The sequence below is a fragment of the Paraburkholderia kururiensis genome (genome assembly GCF_034424375.1).
Taxonomy (GTDB): Bacteria; Pseudomonadota; Gammaproteobacteria; order Burkholderiales; family Burkholderiaceae; genus Paraburkholderia; species Paraburkholderia kururiensis_A.
Genome location: NZ_CP139965.1, coordinates 2,271,697 through 2,285,140 on the forward strand (window position 1 = coordinate 2,271,697; position 13,444 = coordinate 2,285,140).

Sequence of the window (13,444 nt, forward strand, 5' to 3'; positions counted from 1 at the left end):
CCGGTGTCTACCGGGGGCTTTGTTCGTCAAACCCGGTGTATCAACCGGGCTGGAGCAGGGCAGCAGATCATGAGTGAGCAGTCGAGCGCGCCGGCCGCGGCCGGTGCATCGCCCCGAAGCAATGCGCCCGTTGCAGACCGTGCAACGGAAGATTTCGTTCAGGTCATCGACGTCGTCAAGAAGTTCGGCGAGACGGTGGCGGTGAGGAACGTGAGCCTGTCGGTGAGGAAGGGCGAACTGTTCGCGCTGCTCGGCAGCTCGGGCTGCGGCAAGTCTACGCTGCTGCGCATGCTGGCGGGCTTCGAGCCCGTCACGTCGGGCAAGATCCTGATCGACGGCGAAGACCTCGCGCAGTTGCCGCCGTACCGGCGGCCCGTGAACATGATGTTCCAGTCGTATGCGCTCTTTCCGCACATGACGGTGGAGGCCAACGTCGCCTTCGGCCTCAAGCAGGAAGGCGTGCCGAAGGCCGAGATCAAGGAGCGCGTGCAGGCCGTGCTCGACCTCGTACAGATGAGCCGCTTCGCGAAGCGCAAGCCGCATCAGCTGTCGGGCGGTCAGCAGCAGCGCGTGGCGCTCGCGCGCTCGCTCGTGAAACGTCCGAAGCTGCTGCTGCTCGACGAGCCGATGTCCGCGCTCGACAAGCAGATCCGCCAGCGCACGCAGATCGAGCTCGTCAACATTCTCGACAAGGTGGGCGTCACCTGCATCATGGTCACGCACGACCAGGAAGAGGCGATGACGATGGCGAGCCGCCTTGCCGTGATGAGCGAAGGCCAGATCGTCCAGCTCGGCACGCCGAGCGAAGTCTACGAATACCCGAACACGCGTTTTTCGGCCGAATTCATCGGCTCCACCAATCTCTTCGACGGCAACGTGGTGGAAGACGAGCCCGACCACGTGTTCGTGGAATGCGCGGAACTGCCCGTGCGGCTCTACGTGAACCACGGTATTACGGGCCCGCTCGGCATGCCGGTGACGATCTCGGTGCGGCCCGAGCGCATCGCGCTCACGCGCAAGCCGCCCGAGGGTGCGTTCAACTGGGGCCATGGCGTCGTCAAGAACATCGCGTACATGGGCGGCTACTCGCTGTACCACGTGAAGCTCGATTCGGGCAAAACGGTGATCGCGAACGTGTCGAGCCTCGCGCTGTCCGAAATCGACTCGCCCACCTGGGACGACGAAGTCTACGTGCGCTGGAGCGCCTCCGCGGGCGTGGTGCTGACGTCATGAAGAGCAAGCTGAAGGCGCTGGCCCAGTGGCCGGTGCGACGATTCAACCTGACGGGCCGCACGGCCGTGGTGGCGGGACCGTTCGTCTGGCTGCTGCTGTTTTTCCTCGTGCCGTTCATCCTGGTCGTGAAGATCAGCTTCGCGGACCAGCAGCTCGGCATTCCGCCGTACACGGAGCTGACCTCGTACGCGGACGGCATCGTCCACGTCGCGCTCGATCTTTCGCACTACGCGTTCCTGCTGCAGGACAGTCTGTATTTCGCGACCTACGTGAACTCGGTGATGGTCGCGGCCATCTCCACGCTGCTGTGCCTGCTGCTCGGCTACCCGATGGCGTACTACATCGCGCGTTCGAACCCGGCTACGCGCAACATCCTGATGATGGGCGTGATGCTGCCGTTCTGGACGTCGTTCCTGATCCGCGTCTACGCGTGGATCGGCATTCTCAAGAACAACGGACTGCTCAACAACTTCCTGATGTCGATCGGCATCATTCATGTGCCGCTCGAGCTTTATCACACGAACACGGCCGTCTACATCGGCATGGTGTATTCGTATCTGCCGTTTCTCGTGATGCCGCTCTACGCACACCTCGTGAAGATGGACCTCACGCTGCTCGAAGCGGCCTACGACCTCGGCGCGAAACCGTGGAAGGCGTTCGTGCAGATCACGCTGCCGCTCTCGCGCAACGGCATCATCGCAGGCTGCCTGCTGGTGTTCATTCCCGCGGTGGGCGAGTACGTGATTCCGGAACTGCTCGGCGGCGCCAACACGCTCATGATCGGCCGCGTCATGTGGAACGAGTTCTTCGACAACGCCGACTGGCCGATGGCGTCCGCCGTCACCTGCGCAATGGTGCTGCTGCTGCTCGTGCCGATGGCGCTGTTCCAGCACTACCAGGCGAAAGACCTGGAGGGGCGCAGCCGATGAAGCCGAATCGTATCCTGCAGATCGTCGCGCTCGGACTCGGCTTCGCGTTCCTGTACATCCCGATCGTGAGCCTCGTCGTCTATTCGTTCAACGAGTCGCAACTCGTGACGGTGTGGACGCGCTTTTCGACGAAGTGGTACGCGGCGCTCGTGCGCGACGACGAACTGATCGCCGCCGCCTGGCTCTCGTTGCGCATCGCGCTGATGACGGCGTTCGCCTCGGTCGTGATCGGCACGTGGGCGGGCTTCGTGCTCGCGCGCATGGGCCGCTTTCGCGGCTTCACGCTCTACACGGGCATGATCAACGCGCCGCTCGTGATTCCCGAGGTGATCCAGGGCATTTCGCTGCTGCTGCTCTTCGTGGAAATGGGCAAGCTGATCGGCTGGCCTGCGGGGCGCGGCATCTTCACGATCTGGATCGGTCACGTGATGCTGTGCATTTCGTACGTCGCGATCATCGTGCAGTCGCGTGTGCGCGAGCTGAATCCTTCGCTGGAAGAGGCGGCGCTCGATCTGGGCGCCACGCCCGTCAAGGTGTTCTTCGCGATCACGCTGCCGCTCATTTCCCAGGCGCTGGTGGCGGGCTGGCTGCTCTCGTTCACGCTCTCCATCGACGACCTCGTGCTCTCGGCGTTCCTCTCCGGGCCCGGTTCCACGACGCTGCCGCTCGTGGTGTTCTCGCGCGTGCGTCTGGGCCTGAATCCCGAGATGAACGCGCTCGCCACGCTCTTCATCGCCGTCGTGACGGTCGGCGTGATCGTGGCGAATCACTTCATGCAGCGGGCCGAGCGCAGGCGTCTCGCCGAAGCGGCTTAGGACAGTTCGCCTGCGCGCGCTGCGATAGCCAGTTCCGCAGGCGAGCCGTCCCTAAACCCGGTACCCCATCCGGAACCCGCCCCAGTGGCGCCCATTGACGAAGATAGGCGCCGACGCATCCTTCATCAGCACGAGCGCGCCGCCGCCCATGTCGCGGCGATACGTCTGCAGCAGGAACGGCTTGGTGTGCGAGCCGGCAGCAAGACCGGTGCGATCGTTGAAGAGACGCCGGTTGCGGCAGTTCGCCGAATTCCAGACCGCGTCTTCACGCTGCGGCTGCGAGAACTTCAGGTTGTGCGTAGGCAGATAGCCGCGCGTATCGACGGCCGCGCAGAACGCCACGCGTTCGTCGAGCTTGAGAAGCGGCTCCTGCACGGCAGGCAGCACGCGGTCCGTGAACGCCGTGAAATGCGTCATGAACTGCTGCGGGTTCGTGCCGGCGATGGGCGCGTAGTGGCTGTCGAAGAGATGGTCCATCGAGATGTCGCCGCGCGCCACCGCCGCCTCGAACAGCTTGCCGATCTTCGCGGCCGCTTCCTGCACCGCCGCGATGAACGGCGTGTCGGCCGTTTCCACGCCGGTGGCCGCGGTCAACTCGATCAGCGACTCCGACACGCCCAGCAGCTTGCCCAACTGGTCTTTCGCGTGGACGAAGTTGCGGCCCGAATCTTCCACGTCGCTTGCCATCTCCAGCACTTGCGCTTCGAGGCCGTCGCACTGCGTCTCGATCTGCCCCGTGAGTTCCGCGATCTGCGCGGCCTCGTCGTTGAGCTGCGCGATGGCGTGGCCCGTCGAATGCACGACTTCGCCGATCATGGCCGTGCCCGTGCGCACGCGATGCGCGCGCGCCGTGTTCGCGGCGCCTTCGGTCATCAGTTCGTCGGTCTGGCGCGTGAGCTGGGTGAGGGTGGTCTCGATCTGGCTCGTAGCCTGCGCCGTTTTCGCCGCGAGGTTCTTCACCTCGGCGGCCACCACCGCGAAGCTCTTGCCGGATTCGCCTGCGCGCGCCGCTTCGATGGCCGCGTTGAGCGCGAGCAGATTGGTCTGCCGCGCGATCAGCGAGATTTCCTCGGACACGCGGCTCACGTGTTCCAGTGCCGTGCGCAGCGCCGCGATCTGGGTCTCGATCACGGTGACGCCTTCCACGAGGCCGTGGATGTCGGCGAGCGACGACTCGATGGTCTGTTGCGACTGCTGCACGCTCTCCGCGGTGCCGGCCGTGACCGTGCGCATGGCGCGCGCCGCTTCGGCGATCCGATGATTGCCGCTCATGGTCTGCGCCGCGGACTCGCGCAGTGCCTGGCAGACTTCGGCTTGCCGCTCCACGCGTGCCGCCACCTCGTCGACGTGACCCGAGACATCGCATATCTCGATGCCGAGCCGGCCGGCCTGGGCCGCAATATCGTCGACGATCGACCGCGCGCGCACGGCACGACGGAAGCGAAAACGCGTCATCGGGTTGTCTCCTTCATGGCAAGGGCTTGAAATGGCGCGGTCGCCGCGATGCAGGATGCAGACGCCGTGTCTTCATTCTGTGTTTACGGCGGACTGTCTTGCGACTTGAGATGAGGGAAACCGTCGCGGCTTGGGGCAACGGTGAGTTTCGGTAAGGGGTCGTAACCCCCGGGGGCTGGACTTTTGGGAGCATCGTCAGCGCTTTCGATGCTTCCCTTCCCGGTCTTGTTTCGAGGTTTCACCCAGGGAGAACCCACACATGAAAAAACGCACACTCTCACTCGCCGTTGCGGCGTGCATGCTGGGCACGGCGCTGTCGGCCTTCGCACAACCCGTCCCGGGCGATGCACCGGACGGCCCGCCGCCACAGGATCGGCGGGGCGGGCACGGCGAGGATTCGCCGGAGCACGGTCCGCGGCACCGTCCCGATGGTCCCGGCATGCCGCCCGGGCACGACGCGCGGCGCCCCGTGCCGCACAGCGACTGGCATCGCGGCGAGCGCGTGCCGCCCGACTATCGCGATCCGCGCTATGTGGTGGACGACTGGCGTGCGCACGATCTGGAGGCGCCGCCCGCCGGCTATCAATGGCTGCAGGTCAATGGCGAGTTCGTGCTGGTCGCGATCACGACCGGTGTGATTGCGAGCATCCTGCTTGCGCCGCACCGTTGAGCGCCGGGGCACGCCATGACGAAAACGAAAAAGGTGTTTGCCGTCGCAGCGCTGCTTGCGCTGACCTCGATGCTGAATGGCTGCTGCTGGGGATGGCCGTTCTGCGGCGGTCCGGGTGGCCCGGGTGGTCCGGGTTGGGGCCCGGGCGGCGGCCCCGCAGGGGGACCCGGCCAGGGCGGTCCAGGCGCAGGTGGCGGCCCGCGAGGTGACGTCACCGTACCGCATGCCGCGCGCGTCGCTTGATGCCCGCTTTGGCGCCTGCTGTACGTCGCGCATGGGCCCTCGAGATTCCGCACACGCGCGAGAATGAGGGCAAACGGCGCCGCCGCGGCAGGCGCCGCTTCCGCGTTCTGATGCGCACAAGGGCAACCGCAATGATCCACACCCTCGCCGCGCTGGCAGGCCGGTTCGCCGGCCAGACGAGCCCCGGCTTCGCCGTGGGCTGGGACCAGCTCGTGCGGCTGTGGGAACTGATCGTGCTCGTCGTGCGTTTTCTGTGGGGCCTGTTGCGTTTTCTCGGCGGCGGCTGAAAGCGCGCTGTCATGCGACACGTGCCGATCTCAGGTAACGTTGTGCGTCTTTGACGCGACCGAGGATGCCCGATGCTGCACGACTCCACCCAGCGTTTCACCGACCGCGTGGCCGACTACGTGAAATACCGGCCCTCGTACCCGCGCGAGGTCGTCGCATTTGCGCATATCGATTGCGGCGTAGCGACTCATGCGCGCGTGGCGGACATTGGCGCGGGGACGGGTATTTCGGCGCGGCTCTTTCTCGAGGCGGGCCACCCCGTGGTGGCGGTGGAACCGAACACGGCCATGCGTCATGCGGCCGACCAGTGGCTGGGCGGGTATCCGGGCTATCGCAGCGCCGCGGGCACGGCGGAGGCCACCACGCTGGGCGATGCCAGCGTGGATCTCGTGATCGCGGCCCAGGCGTTCCACTGGTTCGACGAAGAAGGCGCGAAACGCGAGTTCGCGCGCATTCTCAAGCCGCGCGGCATCGTCATGCTGTTCTGGAACAGCCGGCTCGTTGCGGGCACGCCGTTCCTCGAAGGCTACGAAGCGTTGCTGCAGCGCTATGGCGTGGACTATCAGGAAGTGGCCGAGCGCTACGGCGACGACGCCGCGATGGCGCGCTGGTTCGGCGACGGCTTCGAGCACAAGGCGGTGTTCCCCAACGCGCAGCGGCTCGACTTCGACGCACTGAAGGGCCGGCTGATGTCGTCGTCGTACGCACCCAAACCCGGGCATCCGAACCATGAGCCGATGCTCGCGGCCCTGCGCGAACTGTTCGACGCGACCGCGCAGGACGGCACCGTGGAATTCGCCTACGACACGCGCGTGTACGCGGGCCGCATGGCGGTTGCGCCGACGCGTTGAGGAGGCGAGGGCGGTCCGCCGGCCGCGCAGCGCTTTCGTCCTACTTCTTTGCGCTCTCCGCGAAAAACGTCCGCAGATCGGCCAGCACCTGGAGCGGCGCTTCTTCCATCGGAATGTGGCCGAGCCCTGCATACATCACGCGTTTCGCGCCCGGAATGCGTGCGGCGAAATCGGCTGCATGGGCCGGCGGAATCCAGCGGTCCTTTTCGCCCCACAGCACGAGCGTGGGGACGTCGAGCGTCTTCAGCACGTCGGTGTCGAGGTCCGCGAAATCGAGCGTGGGCACCATCTTGCCGATCGCCTCGCGCGTGCCTTCGCCGTGAAAGAAATCGACGTAACGGCGCAGCGTGACAGCGTCGATCTTGCGCGGGTCGCCGTAGACGTTGCGCACGGCGCCTTTCACGATGGCTTCGGGCAGCATCCACGGGGCGCTGAGCCGCACGAGCGCATGATTGAAGAGCGCGATGTAGACGGGCAGCTTCATCGGAAAACCGGCGGCGTCGACGAGCACGAGCCGCTTCACCGCACCGCGATGCCGCACGGCGTAGTCCCACGAGATCAGTCCACCTAACGAGTTACCGACGAGCGTGGCCTGCCCGATGCCGAGCGCGCCCATGAAGGTATCGATGAAGCGGCGGTACATCGGCAGGTTCATCGTTTCGACGGCGCCGCGCGCCGAGCGCAGCGGCCCCGTCACGCCGAACGGCGGCAGGTCGAGCTGGATCACGCGATGCTCGCGCGCAAGCCCCGCCGCTACGCCATTCCACGTATGCAGCGACGACGCGAAGCCGTGAATCATCACGATGGGCACGTCATCGCCTTCGTTGCTGCCCTCGTCGACGTAATGCACTTTCGCGCCCATGACGTCGATGAATTTCGAGCCGCTTTGCGTGTAGCGCTGCGCGAGCACGTCGCGGGGCACACTCACGAGCCCGAGCCGCTGCGCGAACGAGCGGGGCGGCAACACCTGTGCGCCGGTGGCTGTGTCTGGGTGCGTGGAATCGAGGCTTGCCATTCATGTCTCCCTGTTCTTGTTGATGGATGCTGCGGTGTTTGTGACGCGAGAGCCCGGCACAACGAAGACGCACGCAGGCACAACGCGAGCACAGCGAGCCGCAGTTCGTTCTGCCCGACGCGCTACGCCGTAAAGCGATACTCGCTTTCGCGCACGCGCCGCGTGCGGCGCCGGAAGCTGAACGTGAAGCCCGGCCAGATCGAAGTGTTCTTGCCGCTGCGCGTCTGGTACCAGCTGTGACAGCCGGTCTGCCACACCGTGTGTGCGAGCGTCTGCTGGAGTCGCGCGTTGAAGTCGCGCTGCACGTCGGCGCGCACGTCCATCGTGCGGGCGCCGCGCCGTTTGAGCGCGCGGATGCAGTCGGCGATATAGCGGACCTGCGACTCGATCATGTAGATCATCGAGTTGTGGCCGAGTCCCGTGTTCGGACCCACCATCATGAAGAAATTCGGGAAGCCGGCGATGCTCGTGCCCAGATACGCTTCGGGACCGTCGCGCAGCCACGCGGCGCCGAGGTCCGCGCAACCCACGCCGGTCACGTCGAACGGCGCGCCTACATCGTTGACGTGAAAGCCGGTGCCGCAGATGATCGCATCCGCGCGATGATGCGCGCCGTCCACAGTCACCACGCCGTCCGCCACCACCTCACGAATGCCGGTGGTGATCACGTCGACGTTCGGTTGCGTGACGGCGGGGTAGTAGTCGCTCGACAGCAGAATGCGTTTGCAGCCGGGCAGATAGTCGGGCGTGAGCTTCGCGCGCAACTGCGAATCTTTCACCTTGCGCGCGAGGTAGCCGAGTCCGAACTGGCGCGGGTACTTCATGAGCTTGGGGCTCACGACGAATGCGATCGCGCGCGATTCGAGCCGCCAGTAGATCGCGCTGCGCACGAGGCGCTGCGTGAATGGCAGGCGCCGGAACAGCCATTGCGCGCGGGGGCTCACGGGGTGGTCGGGCTTCGGCAGGATCCAGGGCGGCGTGCGCTGGAAGAGGGCGAGATGGGCCACGCGCGGTTGAATCTGCGGGACGAACTGGATGGCGCTCGCGCCTGTGCCGATCACGGCTACGCGTTTGCCGTCGAGCGGCCAGGCGTGGTCCCAGCGCGCGGAGTGAAAGAGCTTGCCTTCGAAGCGGTCCAGTCCTTCGATCTGCGGAAGCGCGGGCCGCGAGAGCGGACCGGCCGCGCAGATCACAACGTCGGCCTCGACGGTTTCCGTTGTTTGCGCCGTGTCTTGCCTGTCCGTGTGCGTGTATGGATGCGCGTCGCTCTGATGGTCCTGCGTCTGAAGGTCCAGCTTCCAGACGCCGCGCTGTTCGTCATAGCGCGCCGCCACTACGCGCGTGCGCAGCCGCACGAACGGTTCAACGCCGTACTTGCGTGCGCAGTGCCGCAGATACTCGAGAATTTCGGCCTGCTGTCCATAGGCGCGCGTCCACGCGGGATTCGGCTCGAAGGAAAACGAATAGAGATGCGAGGGGACATCGCATGCCGCGCCGGGGTACGTGTTGTCGCGCCAGGTGCCGCCGATGTCGTCTCCGGCTTCGTAGAGCGCGAGCGGTGTAATGCCCATGCGCAGCAGACGGATCGCCATGCCGATGCCGGCGAAGCCGCTGCCCACGATGGCGATGCGCGGCATGGCAGGCGAATCCGGCGAAGAAAGCGGCATGCAGTGGGCTCCAGCGAACGAAAGGAGGGCGTCGCCGGGCGTCTTCAGATGCACGTCGAGGCCTGATTTCAGGCTCTATCGCGTGAAGGCCGGCGTTCACGGCGCAGGGTAGACAAGTGTACACTTCGCGTCAAGGCGGCGCCGGGCGCAGGCAGTGCGCGGGACCCCGCCAACGGCTGCATTCAAACAGCGTTCAACCGACGAACCGGCGCGCACGCGAGGCGCAACGGTACCGCGCCGTGCTTCCGAGCCTGCCCTTCAAACCGCATGCAAACTGCTCCAGACGAACCCGAATTCGCGCCGGGCAAGCGGCGCCTCATCGAAGCCGCGCTGCGCCTCGCCGCGAGCGGGCGCAGTCTCGCGACGCTCGGCATCCGCGAACTCGCGCGCGAGGCCGGCCTCAATCCGAACACGTTCTATCGCCACTTCGATACACTCGACGACCTGGCCCGCGAGGCGCTGGCATCGATCAGTGCGCGGCTGCGTCCGATGCTGCGTCGCGAGCGCTGGCTCGCCGCCCACGACGAGCCGTTCAGCGTGCCGCGCCGCGCCTGTGCGGCGTTCTTCGGTTTCGTGCTCGAGCATCGCGACGCGTTTCTTTGCGCACTCGCCGAGTATCACGGCACGTCGGCCGCGCTGCGCGATGCGGTGCGCGGAAATCTCAACGAGGTCTCGCAGGAAATGGCCGACGACGTCGTGCAACTGAGCCTCGTGCCCGGTCTGTCGCGCGCGACCGTCGACGAAATCTGCGCGCAGATCGTGCTGCAGCTCTTCCATCTCTCGCACGAATACATTCATCACGCGGCGCAGCGCGAGGCGCTCGTGGGATACGCCGAGCGTTTCATCATGCGGCTCTTCGCAGGCGCGGCGATGCTCGCGCAGCATGACATGGCGTGAGCGCTGCCGCATCGCAAACGTGCGGCGGGCAAAAGAAACAGGCTCCGGGGCGTGCGCCGCGGAGCCTGTGGGTGGGTTGCGCTTCCGGTTGCGTTACCTCGCAGCCGGCGGGTCGGTCAGGTGTCGGTCCAACCGCCCGAGTCGTCGTTGCCGAGATCGACGTTGCCGCCCGAGTTGTCGTCGTTCCAGTCGTTCGAGCCCTGACCGAAATCGAGGCCGCCGCCATTGTCGGCTTCGCGGCGGCGCCGTTCGTCGTCGACGATCACGTCGCGCTCCACGACGCGGTCGCGCCCGCTATTGAGCGCCTCGCCGAGCAGCACGCCGGTGAGGAGACCGCCCATGCCGCCGCCGAAACCGCCTTGCTGGATGATCACGGGCGGCTGCTGCTGGGGCGGCGGAGCGGGCCAGGGACCTTGCTGGCCATAGCCCGGCTGCTGGCCGCGCCCGAAGCGTTCGTCCGCTTCACGTGCGAACACGGACTCGCCGGTGCGGTCGCCCGCCGCTGCCGTCTGCGCAGTTTGCGCATTCGGATCGGGACGCCCTTCGGCGCGTGCCTTGAGGCTCGCCACCTGGCGTTCGAGCGCCTCGATCTCGTAGGGCGGCACAGGGTTGCTCGCATTGGAAAGCGCCTCTACGCGCTCGCGCAACTGCGATTCGGTGGCTTCGACATCCTTTTCCAGCGCCTCGTGACCCGGCGCGGTGGAAAGGCGCACGTCGAGCTTCAGCGAACGCACTTCGTTGAGCAGGTCGGTGGCGCGCTTGAGTTGCACGCGGCGGTCGTCGTTGGCGCGCGTGTCTTCGCTCGATTTCGCGCGACGCACGGTCCAGCGCAGCACGAGCGCGATGGCGACCAGCAGCACGGCAATGCCGATCCACATGCCCATCGAGGGACCGTGCTTCACGGGCGCCTCGGCGAACGTGCCGGGCGGCGGCGTCTGCGCCGGCGCGGCCTGCTGCACGAAGGGGTTGTCGGCGCGGCGCGTGGTCACGCTGCCGGCTCGCTGTGCGCTCGCGCGAATGCGCGCTTCCACCTGCGCAAAGCGCGACGGCGAGGTGAAGCGGATTTGCGGGTCGAGCGACTTCGCCTGCTCGACCTGCGCGAGCGCATCGCCATAGCGGCCTTCGCGTTCCAGCACCTGGCCGTAGAGATAGTGCGCGTGGGCGTTGTTCGGATGCGCTTCGAGCACCTGGGTCAGCCCCGTGTCGGCCTGCTGCCAGTTGCCTTGCGACATGGCCGACTCGATCTGCTGCACGCTCGGCACCGCGAACGCGCCGCCGCAGATCATCGCAAGCGATGCGAATGCAGCGACCAGAAACTTTTTCATGATGTGGGCCGGGCGGTTTGACGCCCGTCTCCATGACAGTCGGGACAGGAAGGCGGCGCGCAAGGCGCGGACCCGCAAAGTGGCCGGATCGCGTGAGCGCGGCGCCTTCCGCTTGCGCGGCCGCTTACTGCGCCGGCGTATTCAACTGCTTCTTCAGGGCTTCGAGCCGGTCGTCGACGGACGGGCCTTTGGTGAGCGCCGCGAGCTTGTCGTCGAGTGCCTTGCCGCTCGACTCGTCGGCGGAATTCAGACGCGCGTCGGACCGCGCGTTCGAAAGCGCGACCTTGTCTTCGAGCTTCTGGAAGTCCTGCGAGAGATTCTTGCCGCCGATGCCGCCCAGCGCCGTGGCCGCCACGTCTTTCGCTTCGGCAATCTGTTGCTTCGCCTGCAGGATGTTCGAGCGCGCGTTGAGGTCGTTGCGGCGCTGACGCATCTCGTCGATCTGCTGCTTCAGATGATCGACCGAAGGTTCGAGCTTCGCGAGCTCCGCCGTGAGCGCGTCGCGTTCTGCCTCGGCGTTGGCCTGCGCGGCGAGCGCCTCGCGTGCGAGCGCTTCGTCGCCCGATTGCAGCGCGCGCTTCGCGCCGTCTTCGTACTTCTTCGCCTTGTCGGCGGCCACGTCGCGCTTGCTTTGCTGCGTGGCGACCTGCGCCTGGATCTCGATCAGCGAGTTTTCCGCTTTCCCAATGCTGTCGTCGAGCTCGCGCACGATCTGACGCGCGTCGCGCGACGGATCCTGGACCGATTCGGCAGCATCGTTGAGCAGACCCTTCAGCGTGCGCGAGACAGAATCAAAAAGCGACATGAATTCCTCCGTGGATTGAAAGCGGCGCGCATCGTCGTGAAGCGGCGCGCCATGCATGCGAGGCCCTTCAGCTTACGCCGTCTGGAACGGACCGCGCATGCAGCGCGCAGATCGGGGCACCTCGCGAGATTGCAATAGCGGCGAAGGCTTATCGCCCTGCGCCGTGCCGCGACGCGTGGATACGAAACGCGTTGCGAGTGGCGCGTCCTGCAAGGCCCGAACTGCTCGCGGATATTACACCACCGGTCGCTTAAAACGGACTTAAAAGGGCGCGTTCAGACGTGCGACGCGCAGGCTCGGCGAGCAGGGCGCACACACGCGTGCAGACCGATCAGGCGCACGTGAACGGGCGCGCCTTCACGCGAAATGTCCGCCTTCAGGCGCAGCGCCGGGGAAGGGCAGATCTTCGCTGCCGGCATCGAGGCGCGTGGCCTTGGCGGCATGCTTTGCGGCAGGTGCCGGTGGCCGCCCATCCGCGAGCGCATCGGCCGCTTGCGGCGCGACGGAATGCGAGCCGATCGATGCGGCCTCTGCCGCGGCCACGCGTGCCACAGCGTTTTCGACGTCGCGCAGCGACGCTTCGTCCGGGTCGGGCGGCATCGAGAGGTCGGGCAGCGGCGGCAGCGCCGGCGATTCGGGCAAAGGCGGCAAGACCGCCGTGACGCGGGAAGCGGTGCGCGGCGAAGGAGTCACGGCGTCGTCGACCGCGGTTTTCGCCGTTGCGTCGGCCTTGGCACGCGCCCCGGCCAACGCCGGATCTTTCACCGATGTAGTCCGCGTGCGCGCCGTGACTTTGCGCAGCGCTTCGGCCAGTGCATCCGGCTCACGCGGCGCATGAAGACGATCCACGATGCTGGCCGCTTTCACCTGATCCGCGGTGCCGCTATAGGCGAGCACCGCGCGCCGCATCAACTCGCTCACGCTGATGCCGAGCTGTTCCGCGCTCGCCGCAATGGCGCGCTTCTGCGCGGGCGTGACGAAGACGACGATACGTTCGCTGGGCTTGTTCATGGTCGGCTCGTTTGCGATCGGCTCGCGGGAATAAGGCCTCGATGGAAAAACGGCGGACGCGGCAGACATGGCGCGTCCATCATACGGCGACGCGCAGTTCGCGTGCGCTATCGCAGATGGGTCTGGCCGGGCAGGGCCGAATCCGGTCTACCGGGCGAAAGATGGGTCAAAGCATGGGCCCAAAACGGGCGTTCCAAGAAAATATCGTGCCATCAACGGCTTGCCAGCTTTGCCGAGGCA

The 13,444-nt window shown here is 66.3% G+C and carries 13 protein-coding genes; 7 read left to right on the forward strand and 6 right to left on the reverse strand.

Annotated features, from left to right (window positions below):
* Positions 1-69: 69 nt before the first annotated feature.
* From U0042_RS10190 to U0042_RS10200, 3 genes are read left to right on the forward strand one after another with little or no spacing between them, the layout of a single operon-like run.
* Positions 70-1,233, forward strand: coding sequence for an ABC transporter ATP-binding protein (locus U0042_RS10190; RefSeq protein ID WP_114810947.1), 1,164 nt, complete (start codon positions 70-72; stop codon positions 1,231-1,233).
* The gene (locus U0042_RS10195; protein WP_114810946.1) at positions 1,230-2,162 is read left to right on the forward strand and encodes an ABC transporter permease subunit; all 933 of its coding nucleotides are present in this window, start codon (positions 1,230-1,232) and stop codon (positions 2,160-2,162) included. The genes U0042_RS10190 and U0042_RS10195 overlap by 4 nt, the downstream gene beginning before the upstream one ends.
* A complete protein-coding gene (locus U0042_RS10200) occupies positions 2,159-2,977 on the forward strand; it encodes an ABC transporter permease subunit (RefSeq protein WP_114810945.1) in 819 nt (272 codons plus the stop codon). The genes U0042_RS10195 and U0042_RS10200 overlap by 4 nt, the downstream gene beginning before the upstream one ends.
* A 51-nt stretch (positions 2,978-3,028) precedes the next feature.
* On the opposite strand, the gene U0042_RS10205 is transcribed toward U0042_RS10200, so the two are convergent.
* Entirely contained in the window at positions 3,029-4,432 is a 1,404-nt protein-coding gene (locus U0042_RS10205) for a methyl-accepting chemotaxis protein (protein ID WP_114810944.1), read from the reverse strand.
* A gap of 259 nt (positions 4,433-4,691) precedes the next feature.
* On the opposite strand from U0042_RS10205, the gene U0042_RS10210 reads away from it, so the two are divergent.
* The 3 genes from U0042_RS10210 to U0042_RS10220 all read left to right on the forward strand — a co-directional run bounded on the left by U0042_RS10210 (position 4,692) and on the right by U0042_RS10220 (position 6,484).
* Positions 4,692-5,102 carry an RcnB family protein gene (locus U0042_RS10210; protein ID WP_157977815.1) on the forward strand — a complete coding sequence of 137 codons (411 nt, stop codon included), beginning with the start codon at positions 4,692-4,694 and terminating at the stop codon, positions 5,100-5,102.
* Positions 5,103-5,476: 374 nt separating this feature from the next.
* Complete coding sequence (locus U0042_RS10215; protein ID WP_157977814.1) at positions 5,477-5,632, forward strand: hypothetical protein; 156 nt, start codon at positions 5,477-5,479, stop codon at positions 5,630-5,632.
* Positions 5,633-5,704: 72 nt separating this feature from the next.
* The gene (locus U0042_RS10220) at positions 5,705-6,484 is read left to right on the forward strand and encodes a class I SAM-dependent methyltransferase (RefSeq protein WP_114810941.1); all 780 of its coding nucleotides are present in this window, start codon (positions 5,705-5,707) and stop codon (positions 6,482-6,484) included.
* A 40-nt stretch (positions 6,485-6,524) separates the two neighbouring features.
* On the opposite strand, the gene U0042_RS10225 is transcribed toward U0042_RS10220, so the two are convergent.
* Positions 6,525-7,499: an alpha/beta fold hydrolase gene (locus U0042_RS10225; RefSeq protein ID WP_114810940.1), complete on the reverse strand. Its 975-nt coding sequence runs from the start codon at positions 7,497-7,499 to the stop codon at positions 6,525-6,527.
* 122 nt (positions 7,500-7,621) lie between these two features.
* Positions 7,622-9,166 carry a flavin-containing monooxygenase gene (locus tag U0042_RS10230; RefSeq protein ID WP_114810939.1) on the reverse strand — a complete coding sequence of 515 codons (1,545 nt, stop codon included), beginning with the start codon at positions 9,164-9,166 and terminating at the stop codon, positions 7,622-7,624.
* Positions 9,167-9,433: 267 nt separating this feature from the next.
* Between U0042_RS10230 and U0042_RS10235 the strand changes: the two genes are divergently transcribed.
* Positions 9,434-10,063: a TetR family transcriptional regulator gene (locus U0042_RS10235; protein ID WP_114810938.1), complete on the forward strand. Its 630-nt coding sequence runs from the start codon at positions 9,434-9,436 to the stop codon at positions 10,061-10,063.
* 116 nt (positions 10,064-10,179) lie between these two features.
* On the opposite strand, the gene U0042_RS10240 is transcribed toward U0042_RS10235, so the two are convergent.
* The 3 genes from U0042_RS10240 to U0042_RS10250 all read right to left on the reverse strand — a co-directional run bounded on the left by U0042_RS10240 (position 10,180) and on the right by U0042_RS10250 (position 13,204).
* Complete coding sequence (locus tag U0042_RS10240; protein WP_114810937.1) at positions 10,180-11,388, reverse strand: tetratricopeptide repeat protein; 1,209 nt, start codon at positions 11,386-11,388, stop codon at positions 10,180-10,182.
* Positions 11,389-11,512: 124 nt separating this feature from the next.
* Positions 11,513-12,193: a PspA/IM30 family protein gene (locus tag U0042_RS10245; protein ID WP_114810986.1), complete on the reverse strand. Its 681-nt coding sequence runs from the start codon at positions 12,191-12,193 to the stop codon at positions 11,513-11,515.
* A gap of 357 nt (positions 12,194-12,550) precedes the next feature.
* Positions 12,551-13,204 (reverse strand): plasmid mobilization protein, encoded by a 654-nt coding sequence (locus U0042_RS10250; protein ID WP_198665298.1) that lies wholly within the window; start codon positions 13,202-13,204, stop codon positions 12,551-12,553.
* Between the last annotated feature and the right edge of the window lie 240 nt (positions 13,205-13,444).

Excerpts from the sequence above, each read along its gene's own strand:
- U0042_RS10200 (WP_114810945.1), top strand. The coding sequence starts at position 2,159 with ATGAAGCCGAATCGTATCCTGCAGATCGTCGCGCTCGGACTCGGCTTC.
- U0042_RS10210 (WP_157977815.1), top strand. The coding sequence starts at position 4,692 with ATGAAAAAACGCACACTCTCACTCGCCGTTGCGGCGTGCATGCTGGGC.
- U0042_RS10190 (WP_114810947.1), top strand. The coding sequence starts at position 70 with ATGAGTGAGCAGTCGAGCGCGCCGGCCGCGGCCGGTGCATCGCCCCGA.
- U0042_RS10250 (WP_198665298.1), bottom strand. The coding sequence starts at position 13,204 with ATGAACAAGCCCAGCGAACGTATCGTCGTCTTCGTCACGCCCGCGCAG.
- U0042_RS10235 (WP_114810938.1), top strand. The coding sequence starts at position 9,434 with ATGCAAACTGCTCCAGACGAACCCGAATTCGCGCCGGGCAAGCGGCGC.
- U0042_RS10205 (WP_114810944.1), bottom strand. The coding sequence starts at position 4,432 with ATGACGCGTTTTCGCTTCCGTCGTGCCGTGCGCGCGCGGTCGATCGTC.
- U0042_RS10240 (WP_114810937.1), bottom strand. The coding sequence starts at position 11,388 with ATGAAAAAGTTTCTGGTCGCTGCATTCGCATCGCTTGCGATGATCTGC.
- U0042_RS10195 (WP_114810946.1), top strand. The coding sequence starts at position 1,230 with ATGAAGAGCAAGCTGAAGGCGCTGGCCCAGTGGCCGGTGCGACGATTC.
- U0042_RS10220 (WP_114810941.1), top strand. The coding sequence starts at position 5,705 with ATGCTGCACGACTCCACCCAGCGTTTCACCGACCGCGTGGCCGACTAC.
- U0042_RS10230 (WP_114810939.1), bottom strand. The coding sequence starts at position 9,166 with ATGCCGCTTTCTTCGCCGGATTCGCCTGCCATGCCGCGCATCGCCATC.
- U0042_RS10225 (WP_114810940.1), bottom strand. The coding sequence starts at position 7,499 with ATGGCAAGCCTCGATTCCACGCACCCAGACACAGCCACCGGCGCACAG.
- U0042_RS10245 (WP_114810986.1), bottom strand. The coding sequence starts at position 12,193 with ATGTCGCTTTTTGATTCTGTCTCGCGCACGCTGAAGGGTCTGCTCAAC.
- U0042_RS10215 (WP_157977814.1), top strand. The coding sequence starts at position 5,477 with ATGATCCACACCCTCGCCGCGCTGGCAGGCCGGTTCGCCGGCCAGACG.